The organism is Hyunsoonleella aquatilis (assembly GCF_014270105.1).
GTDB classification, from domain to species: Bacteria; Bacteroidota; Bacteroidia; order Flavobacteriales; family Flavobacteriaceae; genus Jejuia; species Jejuia aquatilis.
This window is the reverse complement of the sequence record NZ_JACNMF010000001.1, coordinates 489,264-512,197: the sequence shown is the minus strand read 5'-3', so window position 1 is coordinate 512,197 and position 22,934 is coordinate 489,264. Positions and strand designations below refer to the sequence as shown.

Below are 22,934 nucleotides of genomic sequence, written 5' to 3'. Positions count from 1 at the left end.
CTAAATTGCTTTCTTCAACTTTTTAAAGAAAACCTCTTCTTTATCCGCCAGGGCGTCCAATTGGGCCGCAACATCATTATAAGCGTCTAATTTTGGGCCTCTTTGTTTGTAAATCCGTGAAGCATCCAGAGCAAAATCACGCCATAAATCGCCTATCTCAGTCATTTCTTTGGACAGTTCCAATAATTTATCATTGTTGAGCAACTTACCCGATTCTTGTAGAAATGCCGCAAAAATATACCTAAAACCGCCACCGCCAGTCCCAATTTCCTCTTGCATCCTCACGATTTGCCCCAAATAATGATTGGCCACTTTGGTGCCTTTCTTTTTCGGCCACTTTCTCACCAATTTTGCCACACGCCTGATCCCTTTTACACCAACAATCGAAACTGGAGCTAACATGTCCCTGCAGGTATGTTTGATGCCTTTTATGATGGCACTCTTTAATTCAATGTTTTCAGGAAAATCAGTGGGATAATAAATATGTCCTTTTGGCGCAAAGGCGCCTTTGGCAAAGCGTACTTTCTCCAATTCCTTTTCGGTTAAAGTTGTTACGGTTTGCATCACAGGGTCACTTATAAGATACGTATCGTCCTGCTTTCCGTACACTACTAAATTATGGGCATTGAAATGAAAACGATATTCATCCGGAAAATAGACCAAATTATACACCCCAACTTGAAGCCCAACGGGATTGTTTTTTCTCAAATTTTCATCTAGCCTCGCTTTGGCTTTTTCAGGACTTTTGAATTTTTCGTGCTTTACTTTTATCCCTACACGCTTCGCAAATCGTTTAAAAATCAGACCTGGCATTACCCGATACGTTATGGCAGGAGCGTGGTTCACCATCAAAAATGGAATATAGCAAAACAGTAGACCGGAACCGATGCCAAAAACCATTGGCTCACTAATGTCTATACCGTTGTGCTTCATTAAATTTGAAACCACACCATTTTCGCAGTGCGCAGACTGGTGGTGCTTAAAATCAATCTTCATGCGCTATCGTCTTTAATTCTTGCACCGTGATGTCGAACACTTCGGCATATTTATTTAAAATTCTATTGGGTAATCTATTGAATATCTTGGGCTTAAAATGACGCTTAACACGCCATTTCCACATGCCCACGTAACTTGCCAGAATATTCAAGTCCATTTTATGCAACTCCATGTAATATTCAATCGGGCTTGTTTCGTTATTTAGCACTTTGGCTTTAGCCTTTGCCACGCGTTCGTTTATATCGGCAATAGCGTTATCCAAAGCAATGGTTTTAGGATCCCACCCCGTACTTTGGGCAGTAGTGTAGTCCCCCTTTTCGTCAACGGCATAATAAATTTCCTTAATATCCGCTGACTCTAAGTTGCTCTTATCTTGTGGCACTTCACTCTTTTTCATAACCGCAATTATTGTTTGACTTCCTGAATGAATAAATTCAGTTCACAAGATAACAATTCTTGATTTGAAGTAGAGATACTGCAAGAAAGGGTACAGATGGAATACATATCCGAATCAAAACGCGATACTAATTGCGCCTTGGTAAGAATGGTATCGCCTACATTTGGACATTTATTGATAGTGACTTTTTTAATTGCGCTGATAAAACCGATCAATTTAGTGCCTTCCCCTTCCAAATCGTCATCTTCAAAATAGCTTTTCCCAACAATGGAAGAGCAGGTTTGTGCCGCATTTTCAACCAGCCCTACCTCGTTAAACACCCCATTGTCCACAAAAATACAATCTGGAGTAACCGTAAACGAAGTATCCACATGGGTATCGCTTATGGAAACCACTTGGTTTACCATTAAAAATGGAGCCCTGTGTGGTAAAAACTTCGATATGTCCAGTTGTTTGATGTCAGGCATCAGGAGCAATTACGGTTTTCATTTCGCCAAAGGCTAACATTTCGTTTTCAGAATTCAATACTTCTACCTTCACCATCGTCACACCCATAAACTCATGAAGAACCGCTGCTTTGGTAGTGATCACATCATTTAAGTTAGGCAAGGCGATAATCTCTACTTTTTTGATAGAGCCAATATAACCTGTTGGTGCCTTTTCATTTCTTAAAAAATAGTCGTATCCTGTATGGAGGGCAACCGTTTGGGCCATATTTTCAATAACTCCGGGCGCTAAAAGCTTTCCATTGTTTATAAATAGGTTATGCTCTGGAATGGTATAATTGGAAACCACATGTTCTTTTGAAAATTCAGCAAGTGTATCCACCATAACGAATGGCACCTTCTGTGGAATCAAATGTTCAATATTTGAAATTGGCAACATAGACACCTGAATTAGCAAACCGTTACAAGAGCATAGGCATATGAAAATCGCGCACTTTCAGGGACCGAAAGCAATATCTTGTCATTCTTTTTTAACTTACCGGAACTCACCAATTCTTCCAACATTACGTAAATGGAACCTGCACCAATATTGCCCACCTTTTCTAGGTTGATGAACCAATTTTCCCATGGGATTTCCACGTCTTGGGCAACCATTTCTTTGTATAGATTATCCTTGAAATAATACGATGAAATATGTGGTAGGTAATAATCGATATCTGAAGGTTTGAGGTCGTGTTTCTCAAGGGCCTTTTTCATACTGTCCACACCTTTTTGCAGTATGTTTTCGCCTAAAAGCTTTACATCCTGCTTCATTGCAAACAAAGATTGTCTGCTCCACTCCTCAGAAGAATATTCGCTCCAAGGCTTCAAAAACCCATCGTTTTGTTTATCCGCTCCTGCGTACATGCAGGCTTCCAATTCATAGGCATATGAATAACCCTCAATCCATTCGATTTTTAAAGGGCTTTTGCCCTTTGGTTCGGGCTCTAAAAGGAAAGCACCCGCTCCGTCAGAAAGCATCCATCTTAAAAAATCCTTGTTGAACGCTAAAATTGGATCGGTCTCCAAGGTTTCTAAATGCTTTAATTCCTCTTCGAAAGTATTAGCCATCATCCACGAAGATGTACGTTCTGAACCCGTACATACCGCATTTTTTTTCTCGCCGGACTTTATAGCCATATAACCATACTTCAGAGCATTCATACCCGAACAGCAGGCTCCGGAAGGTGAGTTAATTTCGATATTTCCATTTTGTAAAAACCCGTGCACCATGGCCGCATGAGATGGCAAAATTTGGTCCGGACTGGACGTGCCACAGGACAATAACTCAATATCATTTTTCGAGAAACCTGAATCGCATAAAGCCTCAACTGCCTCCTTAGTTAATTGTGCATTATTGTGGGTAATATTCCCTTTGTCGTCAATGGCATAATAACGGGTTTTAATCTGATTGTTACGCAAAACAATCCGTCTCCCCTTAGAAGATTTACCATTAATCACACCCAACTTGGCCTCCATCTCGTCGTTACTTATTGGCTCATTGGGCAAGAATTTGGCTATTCTCGTTATGTAAACCTCTTTCATAAATTCCTTCTATTTAATTTCCAACGATTTGTAATAAGCCTTTTCTTTCACAATTTTTTTGTAATTCGGCAAATAAGTTAGCAAAAATAAGATAAAAACTATAGGCGCAATGAACCAAATGGCAAATAAGAGATATTTATTAAAAACTTTAACCCAAAATTGCCGTTTCGGATTGTTTTTATTCCCTTTAGAAATCAAGAGATTTGCCCATTTTCCAAATATGAGATTTGCCCTTTTATCCGTAGTCACCAAAAATGGTTTAATTACCACCGATCCATTGCTGACAAGGTTTTGTTGCAATGTATCGAAACTAGAATTTTTAAGATGGCTCAAAATGGTGTGCCCAAATTTTGTGGCGCCATCAATATCCTTTTGTGCCACCCCTGGTTTTGGAAAAATTCCCAGAAATCTCTTTTTTTCTCCCGAGAACATCCATTTTGAAATGGTAATAACGCTAATATGATTCAAATGCCTGTCTACCAAGGCAATATTGCCAACTAAATTAGCTTCTAAATCCTTCAAAATCCGTTTCATTTTCTCTTGGGCCATCACCCACATGTTTCTGCAACCAATAACTGTAACCACAGGTGTTCTTGAAAGCAATGTTTTTGCTTCGGGTGTTTTCAAAAATGAAACTATTGGCTGAGATGGCGTAAGGTACCATACTTGGTAGCCCAAAATAATCAAATCGTAATTTTTAGATAAAATCTCTTCTGAAACCTTATTGACCTCAGCCGGAATTTGTCTAAAAGTCTCGGGGAAAATGCCAAAAAACTCCTCTTTAGTCCATGGAAAGGGATAGGGGTTTACCATTTTTATATTATGGTAATCCACCTGTATCGCATCATCCTTTTCTAAAGGGGATGCAATATTTTTTACAATTTCCGTTAATTGCCCTGTTTGGGAATAATGTATGACCAGAATACGTTTCAATACTAAAGGGTTTATTTAGTTTCCCAAAAATCAAAATAGTTGAACCACTGCAAAGGGTACTTTTTCAATATCCAATGCAAGCTCCCAGTATATTCCCTTAAAAGACTTTGGGCATCCCGCTGTTTAAATTCAGCCTTTCTCGTAAATAGGTGATAGTGCTCTCTGGTTTCCTTCATCACATAAACGAAAAGTACGGGAACTTTAAGCCTTGAAGAAATCAAAAAGGGGCCAGCTGGAAATTTTGCCCATTCCCCCAAAAATTTTTCTTTTAAAAACTTAGCACCTTTTACATACCTGTCTCCCGTAATACACACCAATTCGTTCCGTGCCAGCGCCGCATTTAATTCAAAAATATGGGAAAGGTCCTCTTTAATAAAAATTAAATTGACATTAGGCTTGTCCACAACAGACTCCAAATACTCCTTTATTGCAGAATGCTCGGAATCCGTAGTCAAAATACTGATGGATGCTTTTCCCTCCAATTCTCCAAAGAAATATTCGGCAATTTCAAAATTACCCACATGGGCGCTGATTAAGATGCCCCCTTTTTTATTCCTTAGAGTCTCGTTGATATATTCTACCCCATCAAAATGATAGGTGAATTTATCCCTCAGTCCTGAGGATATAGCTACTTTGTCAATAATGGTCTGACCAAAAACATAGTAGCTTTTATAAACGTTTAAAACGCTTCGTAATACCGAATTATTCCGTCTTTTCCTGAAGTAATAATAACTGGATTGAGTGTTGCTCCATGCAAAGAAAACAAAGTAAAGCGCAACAAACAAAAGAATAAAATAGGCCGAACCGATACCTATTTTTTTTATGCAGAAAACAAAAATTTTGTAACCAATTACGGTTCCCCTAGATTTTCCCTGCCACTCAGCCGACATAAGCTAACTTAGCTTAATTTAGTTTCGATCAAATCGTAAAAATCCTGAAGTTCTACCATTCCAACGAAATCTTCCCCTACTAACTTTACGCCAAAGTTAGATTCCACGGCAACCACTAAATCCACAAAATCCAGACTATCAAGGTCCAAGGCATCCTTTAAATTTGCATCAGGCGCAATATCATCTTCATCTACCTCAAACTCATCTATTAAAAAGTCGTTTATTTTTTCAATAATAACGTCCTTGTCCATTTCTTCCTCTTATTTTTTTTTAATAATCAACGCTGAGTTGGTTCCACCAAACCCAAAAGAATTGGACAAAAATACATCAATTTTTTTATCTAGCGTTTTTCTTACTAAATTTAATTTAGAAGCCGCCTCATCAGGTTGCTCTAGATTGATGTTAGGCGCAATGAAATCATTCAGCATCATAATCATTGAATAAATCACTTCACTGGCCCCAGCCATCCAGCATTCATGTCCGGTCATAGACTTCGTTGAGCTGACATAGGGACCATTTTCTCCAAACACGTTTACTATAGCTTTAGCCTCATTGGCATCCCCAACTGGGGTGGAAGTGGCATGTGCATTTACGTAATCTATTTCAGAAGGGTTAATATTCGCCTGTTTCAAAGCTTTAAGCATGGCGGTGGAAGGCCCCACAACATTTGGTGTTGAAATATGCTCCCCATTGGATGAAAACCCGTAACCCAATATTTCACCTAAAATAGGCGCACCTCGTTTCATTGCGGATTCGTAAGTTTCCACAATCAAAGTAGCGGCACCTCCGCTTGGCACCAAACCGTCCCTATCTTTATCGAAGGGTTTTGACGCCTTTTCGGGATGCTTTTGGTTTATTGCAAAAACACCTAACCCGTCAAAACTGCCCATGGCATATTTATTAATTTCCTGAGCCCCGCCACAAATAACGCAATCCTGCAACCCGCTTTTAATTAATTGATAAGCAAGTCCAATAGCATGTGATCCGCTGGCACAGGCAGCGCTCACCGTAAAATTAATTCCAGTAAGTTTGAATAAGGTGGACAAATTCATGGTCACTGTTGAATTCATGCCTTTAAAAATAGCTCCTGAACCCACCAAAGTGGTATCTTTCTTCTCTCTTATTTTATCTAGGGAGTCAATGACGGCCTTTGCCGTGCTATCGTTCCCATAAATAATACCAACTTCATTATTATTCAAAAAATCTTGATTGATCTTTGAGTTCTCCAACGCTTCAAGTGTGGCAACGTAGGCATAGGCGCCTTCATCTCCAAGGCTAATACGTTCCCTGCGGGATAGTAATTTTTTTAAATTCGGGGTTTCTACCATTCCTGTTAATGGCGAACGGTAACCAAATTCGATTCTTTCGGGATCACAAACAATCCCGGATTTACCCTGATATAAAGATGCTTTCACCTCATCAAGGTTCTTTCCCAAACATGAGTAAATCCCCATTCCTGAAATAACAACTCTCCTCATACGTCCACCAAAATTTTAGAATTGTAATTAACTACGAATATATTCCGCCATTGATATTCACAATTTCACCCGTAATATAAGATGCTTTTTTGGACACCAAAAAAGACACCAAATGCGCCACCTCGTCGGCCTCCCCAAATCTATTGATGGGAATCATCTTTTTTAATTCTTTTTCGTCCAGTTCGGCGGTCATATCCGATTTTATAAAGCCAGGAGCAACTGCGTTTACAGTAATATTTCGCTTGGCCACCTCCTGAGCCAGTGCTTTAGTGGCTCCGACGATCGCTCCTTTGGCGGCCGAATAATTGACTTGCCCGGCAGTACCTTTTACGCCCGAAACTGAGGCCATATTTATTATTCTCCCGAACCTATTTCGAAGCATTTTTTGAAGTAAAGCAGTGGTAACATTATAAAAACCGTTCAGTGAAGTATCCAAAACGCCCTTCCAATCTTCCTCAGGCATCCACATAAACATCCCGTCCTTTGTAATTCCCGCATTATTAACAATGACCTCAATAATAGCATCGGGATTATTTTCCTGCCAAGTTTCCAGCTGGGCTTTTACCTCGGATGCATCTCCGACGTTAAATCGCATTAATTCTCCAGTGTTTCCTTCGGCCTCAATAGACTTTAAAGTATCCGTTGCCGCATCCTTATTAGAGTTATAATTGACTAGAATATGATAATCGGTATCCTTTGCCAATTGCACACATATAGCTTTTCCTAAACCCCGGGAACCGCCTGTAATTAAGGCACATTTCATGTAATAGCAATTTTCAGCGAACTAATTGAATAGCTCCAAATTTTTAAACCATTTATTGTTTAGCACTTCTCCTTTGGTATTTAGATATGCCCACACCTTTTTTTCCTTAACTCTCGCCAAACCATCAACAAAACCTTTTTCAGCATTTTTCTTGAAAGCTCCGAAGCCGAACACGGTTACTGCATATTTATCGGGTATAACCAAATCGCCTGAGGTATTAATGAAGCCCCATAATTTATTCACCTTTACAGGTGCAAGACCATCCTTACTAAATATTTCGGCATCCTTATACTGCAATGGAATTACTATTTTTCCTGAGGTATCGATATAACCCCAAAGTTTATTTTTTACTACGGGTGCCAATCCATTAGCAAAGCCTCTTGCCTTATCGTATTCAGGTTCAATTACCCATTCACCTTTATTATTGATGAACCCCAGTTTTTCGTTCTTCTTAGCATAGGTTAAATTCCCATTGACTGAGAAGTCCCAGATTTTCTGGGCATCTGAAATAATTTTAAATTCACCATTAATAATCAAACCATAGGATTCTCCCTTGTAGGCTACAATATTTCCATTGTAGACATTACTTACACCATCATACACCGCCTTTACAAAGTAATTTCCTTTAGTGTCGATTAATCCCCATTTTTCACCTTCTTTTACTTTGGCGTAACCGTTTACAAAATCAAAGGCTTTTTCAAGCTTTGGCTCTATAACCAAGTCTCCTTTAGTATTGATAAAACCTACTCTGTCGCGACTTCGAACTTGGGCAAAACCGTCTTTAAAATCGTAAACCTTGTCCGTTAACACTTTAGCTAATGCTTCCTCTCCTTTTTCATTAATATAGAACCATCGCTTATCTTTTAAAACTACGGCATAACCAGAATTGAAGGCTTTGGTCTTATCAAATTGTGGCTCGATAACCCACTCACCTTTTCTGTTAATATAGCCCCATTTTTTCTGGTCGGTCATTGCTTCGGCCAAATCCCCTGAGAAATTTTTTGCAAGTTTAAACTCTGGCTGAATACTCCATTCACCAGTTTTGTCAATATAGCCAAACCTGTCATCAGTATTTGCCAACGCGAGTTTTTGCGCGGTAATTGTCAACGTAAAAAAAAGAAATACCAGTAAAAGTACTTTTGTTTTCATAATTAAGAATTCATTTTAATTGTTATAGCTAAGCCTTATGGTTAATAATATAGTCCTTCACACCATTAACATAGGGATACATGATGACATCATCAGTAAATATAGGGACTAATTCCCTTATTTCATCATAAAGTTTCTTTGTTTTCGAAGATACTTTATCCTGTACCTTTAAATACTCTATGGCCTGGGTTACCGTAATAAGTTCAATGGCCATAACCTCGAAGCCATTTTCAATAACCCTTTTAGTAATCAATGACGCATTTGTACCCATACTTACGATATCCTGATTATCGTTATTGTTTGGGATGCTGTGCACATACATGGGGTTAGACAGCATTTGATTTTCCGCTGTTGTAGATGTTGCCGTAAATTGGACGCCCTGCATGCCAAAATTTAACCCTAGAGTACCCAGGTTAACAAAAGCCGGCAAAATATTATTAAGATTTGGGTTCAAAAGGTAGTTAAGTTGTCGTTCGGCCAGCATACTCATTTTGGTAACTACGGTTTTCAACTTGTCCATTTCTAACGACACGTAATCCCCATGGAAGTTGCCCCCGTGATAAACGTGTCTTTTTTCCACATCAACTATTGGATTATCATTGGCAGAGTTGACCTCCTCTATCATGATTTTTTCGGTATGGTTAAGCGTATCCAAAACAGGCCCTAAAATTTGAGGCACGCAACGCAGGGAATAGTATTCTTGGACTTTATCCTCAAAAACGGCAACATTGTCATTGTTATTCTCATAAAGGTGATGTTCCCTTTTTCGCGTAAGCTTACTGTCGGCCAGGTGTTCCCTCATTTGCTTCGCCACAGCTCGTTGCCCCAAATGTTTTTTGGACTGGTTCAATTCAAAGGACAAATGGTCGTCATAGGCCTCAACAATTTCATTAATGGCGGCAGAACATGCAATCATCCAATTCAGTAATCTTCTCGCATAAATTGTATTTACGATTCCAATACCCGTCATTACCGACGTACCGTTCATCAGGGCAAGCCCCTCACGAATGTGGATGGATATGGGTTGTAACCCTTCTTTTTGAAACACATCCTTGGTAGCGCATCGTTCTCCTTTATAAAACACTTCTCCCTCGCCAATTAAAACAACTGCCAAATGCGCCAATTGTACCAAATCGCCACTGGCTCCAACACCGCCGTGCTCATAAATTAGAGGTATGATGTCCCGATTGATCAATTCGGCCATAAGATTAATGGCTGAAACATGAATACCCGACCTACCTAATGAGAGGGTATTCAATCTGGCCAACATTGCAGCTTTTACGTATATCGGGGGGATAACCCCTCCAGTTCCGGAGGCGTGGCTTCGAATTAAATTATACTGAAGATCAATACGTTGCGCATCCTTAATCTTGTACTGCGCCATTGGACCAAAGCCTGTATTTACACCATAAATGACCTTGTTTTCAGAAAAATCCTTTAAAAAGTTAAAACTATTTTCAACCAATTGAATTAGGGAATCATCTATTTCTAAAGATTTGTTATTAATAATAACGTCATAAAATTCCTCAATTCCTAAATTACCATTAACTTTGAGCATATATTAGATTCTGAATAATTCTCGTTTTAATTATTTTTCTTTAAAGCTAAAGTATTTATTTTTATTTGCAAATCTAAGATAATAATTCATTAATAATAAGCATTTGTATGTCGGAAATTGAAGTTGACGTTTTAGTAATTGGCGCTGGCCCCTCGGGATGTGTGGCAGCTGGATATTTGGAGCAACAGGGCATTTCGGTTAAAGTGGTTGAAAAGAGCAAGTTCCCAAGGTTTGTAATTGGCGAAAGCTTATTGCCACGCTGTATGGAACATTTTGAAAAAGCTGGCCTATTAGGGGCTTTGGATGATTTTGGTTTTGAAATAAAACGAGGCGCTCGATTTATGAAGCATGGCGTAGTCAGTAATTTTGATTTCAGCAAAAAACATACGCCAGGATGGGATTGGACATGGCAGGTACCTCGAGCCGATTTTGACCATGTTTTAACCAAAGAGCTTCAAAATAAGGGTGTTGATATTGCCTTTGAAAATGAGGTGCTCAATGTTTCTTTTGATGAAGAGGGGATATCAGCAACGGAAATCAAGGACAAGAATGGAAACCACTATACGGTAAAGGCCAATTATATTGTGGATTCCAGTGGCTACGGTCGCGTATTGCCGAGATTGCTTGGTTTAGACAAGCCGTCTTCTATTCCTGAGCATTCATCAATTTTTACTCATGTGAAGGACGTAAGACGGCCTGAAGGCAGGGAAGGCACCTTGATAACATTTGATATTTTAGATACGGACACCTGGTTTTGGGTGATTCCCTTTTCAGATGGAAATACGAGTATCGGTTTTGTTGGAAAAACTGATTTTATAGAATCTTATAATGGCGATTTGGGTGCTATGTTAAGACTATCGGAGTATTACCGCGATCGGTTTGAAGGGGTAGATTTCTCATTTCCTCCTGTTTGTATAAAGAATTTTTCGAAATCAGTTACCCAGTTATACGGTAAGGGCTATGTACTCACCGGCAACAGTGCTGAGTTTTTAGACCCTGTTTTTTCATCTGGGGTAACATTTGCGACCGAATCGGCACTCAAGGCGGCTAAACTCATCGCCAAAGCCCAAAAAGGCGAAAACGTGGATTGGCAGAAAGAGTACTCCGACTATATCATGAAAGGTGTAAATGTATTCTCTACATATGTAAAGGAATGGTACACCGGAAATTTGCAAACCCTATTTTTCCATAGGCCAGAAAATCAGGATGTCAAAAGGCAAATCTGTGCAGTGCTTGCAGGGTATGTTTGGGATGACAGCAATCCTTTTGTTGCCAGGCACGATAGTATTGTTAAAAACCTGGCCCACCTCATTAGAATGAACGAAAACGAAAAAGCGAATCCCTAAAGATTCGCTTTTCTATTTCACATTGAAGTTGTTCACTTTTTATTTAGCCTTTTTCCTCAAATGAGCCGCTAAAGTTTTGGCCAGCTTGGCATAGGCCTCCGAGATTCGATATCCTGAATCGTAGTCGTTTCCAAACGCACCGTTACCTTCAGCTTTGATATATTTTACTTGAAATAATATCTTTTCTGGATTGTCATTCTTATAAAATGTCAAAACCGCATCAATTTTAGAATTTTGTCTCACCACACCAACGTTGTAGCCTGCATACATAAAGGTGGTGTGAACATGCATTGTGTACTCAGCGTCGCTCAATTCTCTATCAACCATAACTTCGCCATTTTTCCATCTTTTGTTGAAAGATTCAATAAACTTGGGCTCATAACGGTCAGCCCTGTCGGCAAACCAATCTTTTTTAAACCTTTCACCATCGCCTTTCTTTTTTTCCTCCCTTTTTTGCATTTTATCCTTCAGAAATTCGTCCTCATTCTTGTACTTAGGAATTTCCAAATCAGAATAATCAAAAACAAGATTGAATTTTGAAATCCCTTTAAGGTTTTTCCAGTCTCCTTCCTGAATTTTCGCCTTTTGCGCGAAACCAGCGGTAGTAAATGCCATTACCAGCATAATTAATAGATGCTTTTTCATAAAAAAATGTTGTTGAATTTGTTGGGTATAAACATACCTTTTTTTTGGCAAACTGTATGTATTTTTTGATATAAATTAAAATCGAGACAGAAGAAGCACTAACTCACTACACTTTGTATCCGTAAAATATAACAGGAGAATTACAAGAATCCTCCCTTATACGTTGTGATTTATTTTCCTAAAACTGCTTCAACAGATATTTGATCAAATCCGTAGTGGTAACTATGCCCACCAATTTATTGTTATCAACAACCGGAAGGGCGTGGAACTCGCGATTTGCCAAAATTTCGGCAACTTCTTTAATCGAGTTGGAAGATGAAACTGAAACAATCTTTCTGTTCATCACTTGGTTTATAGTAAGTACGTTGTAAATCATGACGTCCGTATCGTCCATTGAGTTGTCGGTCATATCCCCAAAACTCAATCGCATCAAATCGGTGTAGCTCAACATCCCCATCACGACACCTTCATCAACTACGGGAATATGTCTAATGTTATGTCTTTTAAAAAGAGCCTCTGCTTTTTCCAAATGGTCATTTTTCTTCAATGTGATGACATTCTCTGTCATGATCATCGAAACCGGTGCTTTTCGTATCATCGTTTTGAATTTTTAGTTTAGTTCTTCTAAAAGTACCTATTAGCTAAAGATTAAAGCATGATAAAAGTCATAGCAAATCCCAAAGTTTCAGAAAATCAATAGTTTGCGAAGTTAAAATTGAGCATTTGTTTTACTTTTCCATAAATTTCGGGAAAAGAACTTTTAAATTCGTCCGGAGCCTCAATGAATGTTTCAATGATAACGGCCAGAAGTTCTGAATCATTTGTAAAGGCATAACTTCTGATAAGTGTTGATGCCATCAATCTTTCTTTCAAGCGTGAATCGTCGGATAGCAAATTTCGCAGTTCTGAAAATGTATCTACGAATAAAACAGAATTGATATCATCATTTTTTATGCTATTAAAGTGAATGGCATGTGCAAATTCATGAATGCCTAGGTTTAATTTGTCATCCTCAATCCTGTGTCCATCCAAAAAGTTATCCCAGGAAAGCACTAAGGTTTTTAAGCGTGGATTAAATTCACCTTTGTTCTCAGTTTTGCTAAATCTGGAATAGTACATTGAGGGATAAATTATTATATTCTTGATGTAGGAAACAAGATAATTTCTAAAACCGAACGTGAGCATTACCCCAGTGGCAGCAACTAAAACCTTTACTTCTTCGGTAACAACAAAATCCTTTTTGCCCTCAAATTTTTTCCTCCTAAGAAATGTAGCGACGCGGTGCCTAAAATAGCCTTTGTATCTTTTGCTCAGCCTGTTGTAAAAGGTGAATTCACTTTTCAAGACGAAGGTTTGTTCCATCGTAAGTTCCCTCTTAAAAAGGTAGAAGTGTATAAAAATTGGCTGCTTGTGAAACAAGGCATAAACCATTTCAATTCCGTCCAAAACCGTGACTACAATTTTTCTAATTAAAAGAAGCAAAAGGAAAGCAACACCGCATAAAAGTAGGGCCAGAATAATATTTCCGATAATAGAGTAATCGCGATCTTGAACGAATAGCATAGACTTTCTTGAACAGCCAAGATAGCACATCGCTATTGAACACGTATATTTTCCTTTTGAAAATTAATGTTTTCGAAGCGCCCTCGATAAGGGCATGGTAAATATCGAAATGGTAAATGACACCAATACAGAGAAGTGATCAGATGGATACCTTAAATCGATAAGATTTGAAAATATGGTGTATTTTGACAACCACACATAAAGACAAGGTAATAGTTTACTGATAATACCACATTACCCAATTGAATTCTGCGTTCAGCAAAATCATAGCTCCAAATAACTAATATACTCTCACGTAGTATTCGGGAAACATATCACCTGCATCGTAACTCTGGTATTATTAATTACTTAATCCATCTAAAAAACCTGTATAGGCTTTTTTAGAGTTGAAATTGGAATCATACAATAATGGCCAATCTGGTTGTCCCCAAAAATCAATCAGCCAAGTTTCGTTGTCTCGCATACCCCAAATGGTTAATGCAAATTTATTGGCATCAGGCATAGCATCATAAATTTCAACAACCTCTCTATACTTGTTTTGTTGTGCTGTCGCTCTTGCATCGGTTAAGGAGGTAATATCATTATTTGGGTTTGCCCTGATATCAAGCTCAGAGAAATGCATTTTTAGTCCTCTTGACACAGTCCCATTAACTACACTCTGTATCTGGGCAGCAGATGGAAAATTATAAGATATGTGCATTTGAGCACCAACCCCATCAATTAGATTTTTTGAGGACAGATCATCTACAATAGCAAACATTGCAGCTTGCTTACCTGCATCAAATGTTATGTTATAGTCATTATAGAAGAGGAGTACGTTCGGATCTGCATCCCTCGCAAACTGATAACATTTTTCAATATAGTTATCCCCCATACGTCTTCTAAAGACAGAATTTCTCAATTGATTAGTGCCATCCTCTACTGCTTCGTTTACAACATCCCAAGACCTTACTTTACCAGCATAACGGGTTAATACCGTTGTAATATAATCTTTAATCATAGTTTCAAACTCCTCATCCGTACCAGCAAAATTTTCTACCCATTCTGGTGTTGCAGTATGCCAAATTAACGTATGTCCATGAATATCCATGTTGTTGGCAATTCCATAGTCCACAATGGCATCAGCTGCTGTAAAGTCATAGTTACCCTGAGAAGGATACATGATATTCATTTTCATTTCATATTCTGCAGTAAGGTTGTTGAATTCTCGAACTAAAATCTCACCATGGCTTCCATCTAATAGATTTGATTTAACCGCCATACCTATTGAAAATTTATCAGTAGCGTCTTTAAGTACAGGATCCGTAGGAGCCACTCCAGTAATAGAAACTACTTGACTAGTGCTAACATCACCGTTTGGTGCTTCTGCAGTAAGCGTTATTGTATAATCGCCTGATGCATCGTAAACATAAGTCTCAGGACCTGCTTGGTCTTCAACTATGGGGCCGTTTGAAAAAAACTGCCAGTAAGTCCTTAATCCGCTTATTCCTGTGGAGGTATTATTTACTGCGACTCTAAAAGGATTTTGCTCTGATATTAATACATCAAAAGACAAAACAATAGGTGTTGGCGTGTCTTGAGGCACACTGTCGTCATCGGTGGAGCAAGCAAGAGTTGTAATTGTTATTGCAAAAAGCAAAACAACCTTGTAAAAAGTTATTATATTTTTCATAGCATTGGATCTACAGCAATTATTTTAACTCAAATTTGTCTTTCAGCCCTTTTTCTGAACTCCTACCTACCATAACATTAATGGTTCCAGGTTCAACTAAATAAGCACCATTATTATCGTAAAAACCTAATTCTTCATTGGTTAAGGTAAATGTTACGGTTTTTGTTTGCCCTTTTTTTAACTCCACTAATTCAAAACCTTTTAATTCCTTAACAGGTCTTACAATACTCGCCACAGGGTCATTAATATACAATTGCACTACTTCCTTTCCATCCAAATCACCAACATTTGTGACGTCCACACTCAACTCCACAGTTTCTCCTTTATTATACTCAGATTTACTTAGTTTTAAGTTCTTATAGTCAAAATTCGTATAACTCAACCCAAAACCAAAAGGAAAAAGAGGGCTATTTTCAACATCTATATAATGTGACCAGAATACATTGTCCTGCGAGTTAACCGGCCTACCCGTGCTTAGGTTATTGTAATAAATTGGGCATTGCCCCACATTTCTTGGAAAAGACATTGGTAATTTACCGCTTGGATTATAATCGCCATATAATACTTGCGCCACCGCATTTCCTGCCTGTGTGCCTAATTGCCAAGCTTCCACTATGGCAGGTATATGTTCTGCAGCCCAAGGCAAAGCTAATGGACGACCATTATTCAATACTAAAACGATATTTTTATTCACCTCAAAAACAGCCTCCAGCAATTGCTGTTGGTTTCCTGGTAAACCCAATTCTGTTCTACTTCTGCCCTCACCACTTTGAAAACCTACTTCTCCTAAAACCATCACCACAACGTCAGCATCTTTTGCAGCGTTTTTTGCAGCTTCAAATCCAGAGAAATCATTGGTATTTATCTTGACTTCTTGAACAAATAATTGTGCACCAATTGACACATCGGTTCCTTTTTCGTACACAAGTTCGTTATTTTTATATTGCTGCATACCTTCTAAAACAGATACCGCAGTATTATCATCAGCAGCAATTCTCCAACTACCTAAAGGACTATTTTTATCGGCGGCCAACGCTCCAATTAATGCTATTTTTTGTCCTGATTTTTTTAAAGGCAATAGGTTATCCTCGTTTTTTAATAACACAATAGATTTTTTGGCCATATCCAAAACAGCTTCATTAATCGCTTTGTTACCAATTGTAGCTTTTTCTCTGGCTTCATCACAATATTTGTAAGGATCATCAAATAGCCCCAGTTCAAATTTTACTCGAAGTATTCTTCTAACCGCATCATCAATAAGTGCTTCCTTAACCGTTCCATTCTCAACTAACCCCACTAATTCTTTCACATATAAGTGCGATTCCATATCCATATCGGATCCTGCAATAACTGCCTTGGCAGAAGCATCTGCACCGTCGAATGCGTAACCATGCGTTATCATTTCAGAAATTGAAGCCCAATCTGAAACTACATATCCATCAAAACCCCAATCGCCTTTCAAAATATCTCTTTGCAAAAAAACATGTCCGGTTGCAGGGATACCATTTAGTGTATTAAAAGAGTTCATAAGTGTGCGAACCCCAGCATCTACGGCAGCTTTAAAAGGAGGCAAAACAGTATTATATAATTTTGACCTACTCATATCAACGGTATTATACTCCCTACCCGCTTCTGCGTAACCATAGGCAGCAAAATGCTTTGCACAAGAGGCAATGGTATTGGTATCATCTAAGTTTTCACCTTGAAATCCTGTAACTCTGGCCGTAGCAATTTTACTTCCTAAATAGGTATCTTCTCCCGCACCTTCCATAACACGCCCCCATCTGGCGTCATTGGCGACATCAACGTTAGGCCCAAAAGTCCAGTTTAAACCTGATGCCGAAGCTTCTTGAGCCGCAACACTAGCCGATTTTTTTATGGCTTCCAAATCCCAGCTAGCGGCTTCCGCCAACGGAATAGGACTCAGTGTCTTATAACCATGAATCACATCAAAACCAAAAATAATCGGAATGCCCAAACGACTTTCTTCCACAGCTATTTTTTGTACAGCCCTTACCTCTTTTACGCCTCTTACACTAAGCATGGAGCCTACCCAGCCTTTTTTAAGGTGCTCGTACTTTTCTTCTTCCGACCCTGATTCTGGCAATGGCCCCGTAAAATCCCAAGACCCGTTATACTGATTCATTTGCCCTACCTTCTCGTCTAAAGTCATTTGGTTCATTAAAAGCGAGATACGCTCTTCAATAGGTTTACTTTGGTCCAAATGCGACTTTGATTGCGCATAGCTTCCAGTTATAACTACCATCATAAGAAATTTTAAAGTGTGCTTTAAAAATTTGTCCATTTCATTTTTTAAATTTAAATAATTCATTCTTTTTCAATTCATTTATAACTTTCAGTTATAACATCATATTAGTAAACATCGAAATTAATCGTATTCCAAATAAAATTACCATTCCATATAACGCAACTTATATAACAAATGATGCGTATCAACATTTCACGTGCAAAATATAATTTAAAACAACTTAGACCGTAGTGTTGAGAAAAAAACAGCAACCAATTAACACATTTAAACCGAGCGGTACTAATTCCTCTAAAGCTAAGGTTAATTGCTTACAAATGCTTCCTCTGAACAACAAAAATATTCCTATATGTAAGTTACGTGTCACCACTCTACACTCTTATTTTAAAAATATGCGCCATTTCTAGCACTATTTACATCATTACAGATGATAACCATTCTTTTGTTTAACTAACTTTGTGATGAAAAAACAATGCTATGAAGTTCTATTTTATTGTCTTTTTTGTTTTTCCAATTATACTTTCTTGTGAAAAACCTAGGATGAATATAACCATTGTACCTGAACAAGAGGAAACAACGCCTGAAACAAATGACGGTTTTGCGAGTGAATTTGATGATGGGGAGATGAGAAATATATCCTCTTTTGAAATCGTTTCGGAAATGAAAATAGGCTGGAATTTAGGAAACAGCCTTGATGCTGAAGGCCCCACCGAAACCCATTGGGGCAACCCAGTTACCACAAAGGATATGATTGATGCAATTGCAAACAGGGGGTTTAAAACCATAAGAATACCTGTTACATGGCGATTTCACCAAGGGCCTAGTCCAAATTATACCGTTAGCAAAGCGTGGTTAGATCGTGTGGAAGAGGTCGTTAATTATGCAAGGGCCAATAATATGTATGTTATCCTCAACACACATCATGAAGATACTTGGATCATTCCTACCTATACCAAAGCTAACGAAGTAAAAAATAGACTCTCAAAATTATGGACCCAAATTGCAACTAGATTTAGAAATTATAGTGATTATCTCATTTTTGAAACACTTAACGAACCCCGTTACGAAAACACCCCACAGGAATGGACGGGCGGGACTGCAGAGGGCAGGGATGTGGTAAACCAATACCACCAAGTATGTCTCGACGCCATAAGAGCTACCGGGGGGAATAATATTTCAAGACACGTTATGATATCGACATACGCAGCAAGTACCTTCCCTGTCGCCATAAATGCTTTAAAAATACCTAATAACGATGATAAGGCTATAGTTTCTCTGCATTCTTATTTCCCTTTTCCTTTCACATTGGGGGGCACTGATACAACTTGGGGCACCAACAGTGACAAACAAGCCTTGGATGCAGAAATGGATAAAATAAAAGCTAAGTTTATCGATAGTGGCATCCCTGTAGTACTTGGTGAATGGAGCTCAGGAAACTTAAATAATTTATCTGACCGTATCACGCATGCTGCATATTACGCCAATGCCGCGGCACAAAGAGGCATGCCCTGTGTTTGGTGGGACAATGGTAAAATTGGAGTATCTAAAGACGATTTAGGCATCTTTAACAGACGAAACTTAGCTTGGGCCTTCGATGATATAGCCGATGTTATTACAAAAGCCTACCAACAATAACAACCTTTTATAAATATTTGGGCGTTACCCTCCCAATAGCTATCGGGCGGGTCGGGCTATCCGCTACAAGTCCTCGCGTAGCCCTATCGGGCCTTCGCCGTGGGCTTTCCACTACTCCCGATAGCTATCGGGACCCTAACGCGGGCAAATCCGCTGGCATACTTATTTTTTGCATCACTAAGCATTTTTGCCAGAAGCACTTGTCGTAAGTATCAGGAACTGCAATTCTTTAGAGTATAGCAACAAACTTCAAAAAATCATTGTTTTTTGCCACTATAATATAAGGCTTCCCTTGTACCTGAATCATGGCAAGGTCCTTTACATCTCCATCTATAAAAAGTCCCGTTTTTTCAGCACTTAATGTTTTAAAACCTAAATCTTTTCCGCCTTTTAAAAACGTACCATAACCGGCATCTGCCCTAGGCGTCTCAACCTCCGAAGCATATAAATTACCGGCAAGGACCATATCCTTAATGCCGTCTGCATCAAAGTCTTTAACCAAAATTTGATTGGCTGGTGCAATTTGCGCCCTTAAGGGCAAGTCGCGCCTAACAAATTTACCATTGTCGTTTACAAATACGGCACTTTTAAATGAAGATACTTGATAGTGTATCGCATTCTCAAGTTTTTTCTCATTGTAAACATCTACCAGCGTTGCTGTTGAGAACTCATTGTAATTTTTAAATTTCTTCTTAATTGATGGCATTTGTTGAGAAGAGCATTCCCTACCTCTAACGGGATACTGTTTCCCTTCATTATAATAACTTAACACGATATCGTTAGTTCTGTTACCATCAAAATCGTTTAGGTAGATATCAAAAGTAGCCTCATCCGAAGCTTTGTACTTGTAATTATCTCCAAGATTTCCTCCAACTAAATCAATATCACCGTCATTATCAATATCATCAGCCACTAAACTAAACCACCAACCTCTTGTTTTATCCAAGCCGAGTTTTTCAGTAGATTCAGTAAAACGCTGTCCTTTATCATTTTTAAAAACCCTAACCTTCATCCATTCCCCCGTAACAGCAAGGTCCTCCCAACCGTCATTATCGTAATCAAACCATTGCGCAGCCGTTACTAAACCAATTCTACTTAACTCAGGAGCAACCTTCTGAGTTATATTCCTAAATTTAGGTTGATCCACTTCACTAATGTTTTCGAGTATATAACTAGAAGCTGGGTACGGATAATTTGAAGGCACAAGCCTGCCGCCCACAAATAAATCTTGATCGCCATCCTTATCAAAATCAAAAGCGTAAACTCTACTGCCACTCTCGCTTATCGGCGGTAATGCATTGTAACTTTTGATAAATTCACCGTTACCTTTATTTACATAAAGTCTATCCTGTAACATCGGCGATCCACTCTTAAATTCATTTCCACCGCTAACAATGTAAAGGTCATTATCGCCGTCGTTATCCGCGTCAAAAATTAACGAACCAATATCTTCATGTTTTCTATCCTCAAGTAGTATCTTAAATTTTTGTTGTTCAAAAGTGCCGTCAGCTTTCTGAAAAAATAAGCCTCCTGGGTATTTTGATGCGGCGCCAACATAAAAATCATCCAAACCATCACCATTTAAATCACCCACTGATAAACCGGGACCAAATTGAGACGTTTTATGTGGCAAAAGGATTTCCTTTTTAAAATCGTCATAAATATTTTCTTTGTGCTTATACAAAGCTAAAGTGTCCATGTAGCTCTTAAACAACTGACCCGCAATGTTTCTATTATTTTTCTCAAGGCTTCCCTCGGCCTGATTCTCATCCAGGAATATTGCAGTGTTGATTTTGACATCTGTTATTTTTTGGCTTTTTTGATTCGGCCATACCACAATCAAACTATCAATTGTATCATCTTTACCCAATCCAAAATGAAGTTTTGGCGCAACCGATGACTGAAATCCGCGACTTAGAGACACTTCCTGAACTTGATGCTTGTTGTTATGGTAAAGATGCACTTTAGCGCCTATACCATGGGTGTTTTTAGCACTACCTTTAAACGCTATTGTAACATGGTTGTTAATGCGTGCACTATGATTTTCAAATAGAGACGCATAATCATCAATATTATTCGTAACTAATTCTAAATCGCCATCATTATCCAAATCCACATAAACGGCACCATTAGAAAAGCCCTTGCCTTCAATACCCCAATCTGCACTACTTTTGGAAAATGTAAGATCTCCATTATTCTTAAAAATATAATTATCGATAGGTTCTGTTGGGATGTTAAGGCTTTTAATCAATAAACTATCCTTATGTTTTTTTTCACCTCGAAGGCTCTCAAAATAGTCTTTATTGTTTATCTCTCTTCGCGTACCGTTCGAAACAAACAGGTCTTTATAGCCGTCATTATCAAAATCGGCCAACAGCGGTGCCCAACTCCAATCTGTAGAAGACACACCTGCTAAACGCGAAATATCCTTAAATTTTGGAATCCCTTGATGATTAAACCCTGTATTAAGTTGAAGCGTATTCTGCATAAATTGGTACTGAAACCCGACGCGTTCAATATTAGCAAAAAGCTCAGGATTCATACTAGCCATATTCGCTTTGGAGCGTCTGTTTAGGGCAGCATCCATATCCATTTGGATAATATCTACATGGCCATCGTTATTAAAATCAGCTATATCTACCCCCATACCATAAAACGAGGTATGTGCCGTCGCGCTTTTGATTTCGTCCTTAAACGTACCATCTTTTTGGTTGATATATAAGCAATCCGGTGTGCCAAAATCATTAGAAATATAAAGATCGATCCAGCCATCGTTGTTTATATCAGATGCTGTTACACTCAAGGAAAGGCTATATAACCTAACACCCGCACTGTTTGTAATTTTAGTGAATTTTCCACCATCGTTTCTATACAAATTATCGGTTTCTAAATCTGTTACCCTATCCATGCGCATCTTGTAATGATAGCTATTGTATTCAAATGGGGTAATCGGATAGTTGGCAACGTAAACATCAAGATCACCATCATTATCAAAATCAAAAAATGTGGCGTCAACACTATTTCCAGCGTCATCTAAACCAAAATTAGCTGCACTTTCTATAAATGTATTATCCCCCTGGTTGATAAAAAGCTGGTTTTTTTTGTTTCCTAAAAGACCTGAGGCCAAACAATATATGTCCATTAAGCCATCACCATTAACATCTGCCATGGTTGTACCCGTGTACCATCGTCTATCTCCGGAAAGGCCAGATTCTAGAGTGATATCTTTGAATTTGAGGCCTCCTTGATTGAGATACAGCTTATTATCCACCATATTGCCCGTGAAAAACAAATCGGTAAGGCCATCATTATTAATATCCCCTGCAGAAACACCACCACCCATGTATATATATGGATAAGTAAAGTAATTGATGGTGTCATTCTCAACTAACTGATTTTTAAAAGTTATTCCCGTATCCTTAGATAAAAGCTTAGTAAAAACCTTTTCCTTAACAGCATTATTTAAGTTTTGCTCATTAGTATCATTTTCTCTACAACCTAGTGCAGTTGACACAAAAAGCAGTATCAAAATTGCTCGCAACATAATCTTCACTTTAATAACCTTTATTAAGATGTTTAAATTAAAGACAAATGAGCGAAAAGAAAAACTTTC

General features: G+C 38.5%; 20 protein-coding genes. 2 read left to right on the top strand and 18 right to left on the bottom strand.

What is annotated here, in order from left to right; genetic code table 11:
• Genes darH through flxA form a run of 12 tightly spaced genes read right to left on the bottom strand, consistent with a single transcriptional unit; the run spans nucleotide 1 to nucleotide 10,194 of the window.
• Nucleotides 1-996 (bottom strand): BtrH-related acyltransferase DarH, encoded by a 996-nt coding sequence (gene darH, locus H7U19_RS02180; protein ID WP_186558197.1) that lies wholly within the window; start codon nucleotides 994-996, stop codon nucleotides 1-3.
• Complete coding sequence (gene DarG, locus H7U19_RS02175; protein WP_186558196.1) at nucleotides 986-1,393, bottom strand: flexirubin biosynthesis protein DarG; 408 nt, start codon at nucleotides 1,391-1,393, stop codon at nucleotides 986-988. Before DarG ends, darH begins: the two co-directional genes overlap by 11 nt.
• A gap of 8 nt (nucleotides 1,394-1,401) precedes the next feature.
• On the bottom strand, nucleotides 1,402-1,860 hold the full coding sequence (locus H7U19_RS02170) for an ApeP family dehydratase (protein ID WP_186558195.1): 459 nt from the start codon (nucleotides 1,858-1,860) through the stop codon (nucleotides 1,402-1,404).
• On the bottom strand, nucleotides 1,853-2,278 hold the full coding sequence (locus H7U19_RS02165; RefSeq protein ID WP_186558194.1) for a hotdog family protein: 426 nt from the start codon (nucleotides 2,276-2,278) through the stop codon (nucleotides 1,853-1,855). Before H7U19_RS02165 ends, H7U19_RS02170 begins: the two co-directional genes overlap by 8 nt.
• Nucleotides 2,279-2,289: 11 nt before the next feature.
• The gene (darB, locus tag H7U19_RS02160) at nucleotides 2,290-3,423 is read right to left on the bottom strand and encodes a dialkylresorcinol biosynthesis protein DarB (protein WP_186558193.1); all 1,134 of its coding nucleotides are present in this window, start codon (nucleotides 3,421-3,423) and stop codon (nucleotides 2,290-2,292) included.
• A 9-nt stretch (nucleotides 3,424-3,432) separates the two neighbouring features.
• Nucleotides 3,433-4,356, bottom strand: coding sequence for a flavodoxin family protein (locus H7U19_RS02155; RefSeq protein ID WP_186558192.1), 924 nt, complete (start codon nucleotides 4,354-4,356; stop codon nucleotides 3,433-3,435).
• A gap of 11 nt (nucleotides 4,357-4,367) precedes the next feature.
• On the bottom strand, nucleotides 4,368-5,246 hold the full coding sequence (locus tag H7U19_RS02150) for a lysophospholipid acyltransferase family protein (RefSeq protein ID WP_186558191.1): 879 nt from the start codon (nucleotides 5,244-5,246) through the stop codon (nucleotides 4,368-4,370).
• An 8-nt stretch (nucleotides 5,247-5,254) separates the two neighbouring features.
• A complete protein-coding gene (locus H7U19_RS02145; RefSeq protein WP_186558190.1) occupies nucleotides 5,255-5,497 on the bottom strand; it encodes an acyl carrier protein in 243 nt (80 codons plus the stop codon).
• Between the two features lie 9 nt (nucleotides 5,498-5,506).
• Complete coding sequence (locus H7U19_RS02140; RefSeq protein WP_186558189.1) at nucleotides 5,507-6,724, bottom strand: beta-ketoacyl-[acyl-carrier-protein] synthase family protein; 1,218 nt, start codon at nucleotides 6,722-6,724, stop codon at nucleotides 5,507-5,509.
• 31 nt (nucleotides 6,725-6,755) lie between these two features.
• Nucleotides 6,756-7,487: a flexirubin biosynthesis SDR family reductase FlxB gene (gene flxB / locus H7U19_RS02135; RefSeq protein WP_186558188.1), complete on the bottom strand. Its 732-nt coding sequence runs from the start codon at nucleotides 7,485-7,487 to the stop codon at nucleotides 6,756-6,758.
• A gap of 21 nt (nucleotides 7,488-7,508) precedes the next feature.
• The gene (locus tag H7U19_RS02130; protein WP_186558187.1) at nucleotides 7,509-8,636 is read right to left on the bottom strand and encodes a WG repeat-containing protein; all 1,128 of its coding nucleotides are present in this window, start codon (nucleotides 8,634-8,636) and stop codon (nucleotides 7,509-7,511) included.
• A gap of 28 nt (nucleotides 8,637-8,664) precedes the next feature.
• A complete protein-coding gene (gene flxA / locus H7U19_RS02125) occupies nucleotides 8,665-10,194 on the bottom strand; it encodes a flexirubin biosynthesis tyrosine ammonia-lyase FlxA (protein WP_186558186.1) in 1,530 nt (509 codons plus the stop codon).
• 107 nt (nucleotides 10,195-10,301) lie between these two features.
• On the opposite strand from flxA, the gene H7U19_RS02120 reads away from it, so the two are divergent.
• Complete coding sequence (locus H7U19_RS02120) at nucleotides 10,302-11,540, top strand: NAD(P)/FAD-dependent oxidoreductase (protein ID WP_186558185.1); 1,239 nt, start codon at nucleotides 10,302-10,304, stop codon at nucleotides 11,538-11,540.
• 39 nt (nucleotides 11,541-11,579) lie between these two features.
• On the opposite strand, the gene H7U19_RS02115 is transcribed toward H7U19_RS02120, so the two are convergent.
• The 5 genes from H7U19_RS02115 to bglX all read right to left on the bottom strand — a co-directional run bounded on the left by H7U19_RS02115 (nucleotide 11,580) and on the right by bglX (nucleotide 17,689).
• Nucleotides 11,580-12,185, bottom strand: a complete 606-nt coding sequence (locus tag H7U19_RS02115) for a hypothetical protein (protein ID WP_186558184.1) — start codon at nucleotides 12,183-12,185, stop codon at nucleotides 11,580-11,582.
• 178 nt (nucleotides 12,186-12,363) lie between these two features.
• Complete coding sequence (locus tag H7U19_RS02110; protein ID WP_186558183.1) at nucleotides 12,364-12,783, bottom strand: CBS domain-containing protein; 420 nt, start codon at nucleotides 12,781-12,783, stop codon at nucleotides 12,364-12,366.
• A 95-nt stretch (nucleotides 12,784-12,878) separates the two neighbouring features.
• Nucleotides 12,879-13,748, bottom strand: coding sequence for a zinc-dependent peptidase (locus H7U19_RS02105; protein WP_186558182.1), 870 nt, complete (start codon nucleotides 13,746-13,748; stop codon nucleotides 12,879-12,881).
• Nucleotides 13,749-14,088: 340 nt separating this feature from the next.
• Nucleotides 14,089-15,420, bottom strand: coding sequence for an endo-1,4-beta-xylanase (locus H7U19_RS02100; protein ID WP_186558181.1), 1,332 nt, complete (start codon nucleotides 15,418-15,420; stop codon nucleotides 14,089-14,091).
• A 19-nt stretch (nucleotides 15,421-15,439) separates the two neighbouring features.
• A complete protein-coding gene (gene bglX / locus H7U19_RS02095; protein ID WP_425489546.1) occupies nucleotides 15,440-17,689 on the bottom strand; it encodes a beta-glucosidase BglX in 2,250 nt (749 codons plus the stop codon).
• A 537-nt stretch (nucleotides 17,690-18,226) separates the two neighbouring features.
• On the opposite strand from bglX, the gene H7U19_RS02090 reads away from it, so the two are divergent.
• Nucleotides 18,227-19,321 carry a glycoside hydrolase family 5 protein gene (locus H7U19_RS02090; protein ID WP_186558179.1) on the top strand — a complete coding sequence of 365 codons (1,095 nt, stop codon included), beginning with the start codon at nucleotides 18,227-18,229 and terminating at the stop codon, nucleotides 19,319-19,321.
• A 229-nt stretch (nucleotides 19,322-19,550) separates the two neighbouring features.
• Here the strand turns inward: H7U19_RS02090 and H7U19_RS02085 are convergent, their stop codons facing one another.
• Nucleotides 19,551-22,865, bottom strand: a complete 3,315-nt coding sequence (locus tag H7U19_RS02085) for a CRTAC1 family protein (protein ID WP_186558178.1) — start codon at nucleotides 22,863-22,865, stop codon at nucleotides 19,551-19,553.
• Nucleotides 22,866-22,934: the final 69 nt, after the last annotated feature.

Bases quoted from the DNA above. Each gene is read 5' to 3' on its own strand.
- H7U19_RS02090 (WP_186558179.1), top strand. From the start codon at position 18,227: ATGAATATAACCATTGTACCTGAACAAGAGGAAACAACGCCTGAAACA.
- darH (WP_186558197.1), bottom strand. From the start codon at position 996: ATGAAGATTGATTTTAAGCACCACCAGTCTGCGCACTGCGAAAATGGT.
- H7U19_RS02165 (WP_186558194.1), bottom strand. From the start codon at position 2,278: ATGTTGCCAATTTCAAATATTGAACATTTGATTCCACAGAAGGTGCCA.
- H7U19_RS02110 (WP_186558183.1), bottom strand. From the start codon at position 12,783: ATGATACGAAAAGCACCGGTTTCGATGATCATGACAGAGAATGTCATC.
- H7U19_RS02120 (WP_186558185.1), top strand. From the start codon at position 10,302: ATGTCGGAAATTGAAGTTGACGTTTTAGTAATTGGCGCTGGCCCCTCG.
- flxB (WP_186558188.1), bottom strand. From the start codon at position 7,487: ATGAAATGTGCCTTAATTACAGGCGGTTCCCGGGGTTTAGGAAAAGCT.
- H7U19_RS02140 (WP_186558189.1), bottom strand. From the start codon at position 6,724: ATGAGGAGAGTTGTTATTTCAGGAATGGGGATTTACTCATGTTTGGGA.
- H7U19_RS02100 (WP_186558181.1), bottom strand. From the start codon at position 15,420: ATGAAAAATATAATAACTTTTTACAAGGTTGTTTTGCTTTTTGCAATA.
- H7U19_RS02115 (WP_186558184.1), bottom strand. From the start codon at position 12,185: ATGAAAAAGCATCTATTAATTATGCTGGTAATGGCATTTACTACCGCT.
- flxA (WP_186558186.1), bottom strand. From the start codon at position 10,194: ATGCTCAAAGTTAATGGTAATTTAGGAATTGAGGAATTTTATGACGTT.
- H7U19_RS02150 (WP_186558191.1), bottom strand. From the start codon at position 5,246: ATGTCGGCTGAGTGGCAGGGAAAATCTAGGGGAACCGTAATTGGTTAC.
- H7U19_RS02085 (WP_186558178.1), bottom strand. From the start codon at position 22,865: ATGTTGCGAGCAATTTTGATACTGCTTTTTGTGTCAACTGCACTAGGT.
- H7U19_RS02105 (WP_186558182.1), bottom strand. From the start codon at position 13,748: ATGCTATTCGTTCAAGATCGCGATTACTCTATTATCGGAAATATTATT.
- bglX (WP_425489546.1), bottom strand. From the start codon at position 17,689: ATGATGGTAGTTATAACTGGAAGCTATGCGCAATCAAAGTCGCATTTG.
- DarG (WP_186558196.1), bottom strand. From the start codon at position 1,393: ATGAAAAAGAGTGAAGTGCCACAAGATAAGAGCAACTTAGAGTCAGCG.
- darB (WP_186558193.1), bottom strand. From the start codon at position 3,423: ATGAAAGAGGTTTACATAACGAGAATAGCCAAATTCTTGCCCAATGAG.
- H7U19_RS02145 (WP_186558190.1), bottom strand. From the start codon at position 5,497: ATGGACAAGGACGTTATTATTGAAAAAATAAACGACTTTTTAATAGAT.
- H7U19_RS02130 (WP_186558187.1), bottom strand. From the start codon at position 8,636: ATGAAAACAAAAGTACTTTTACTGGTATTTCTTTTTTTTACGTTGACA.
- H7U19_RS02170 (WP_186558195.1), bottom strand. From the start codon at position 1,860: ATGCCTGACATCAAACAACTGGACATATCGAAGTTTTTACCACACAGG.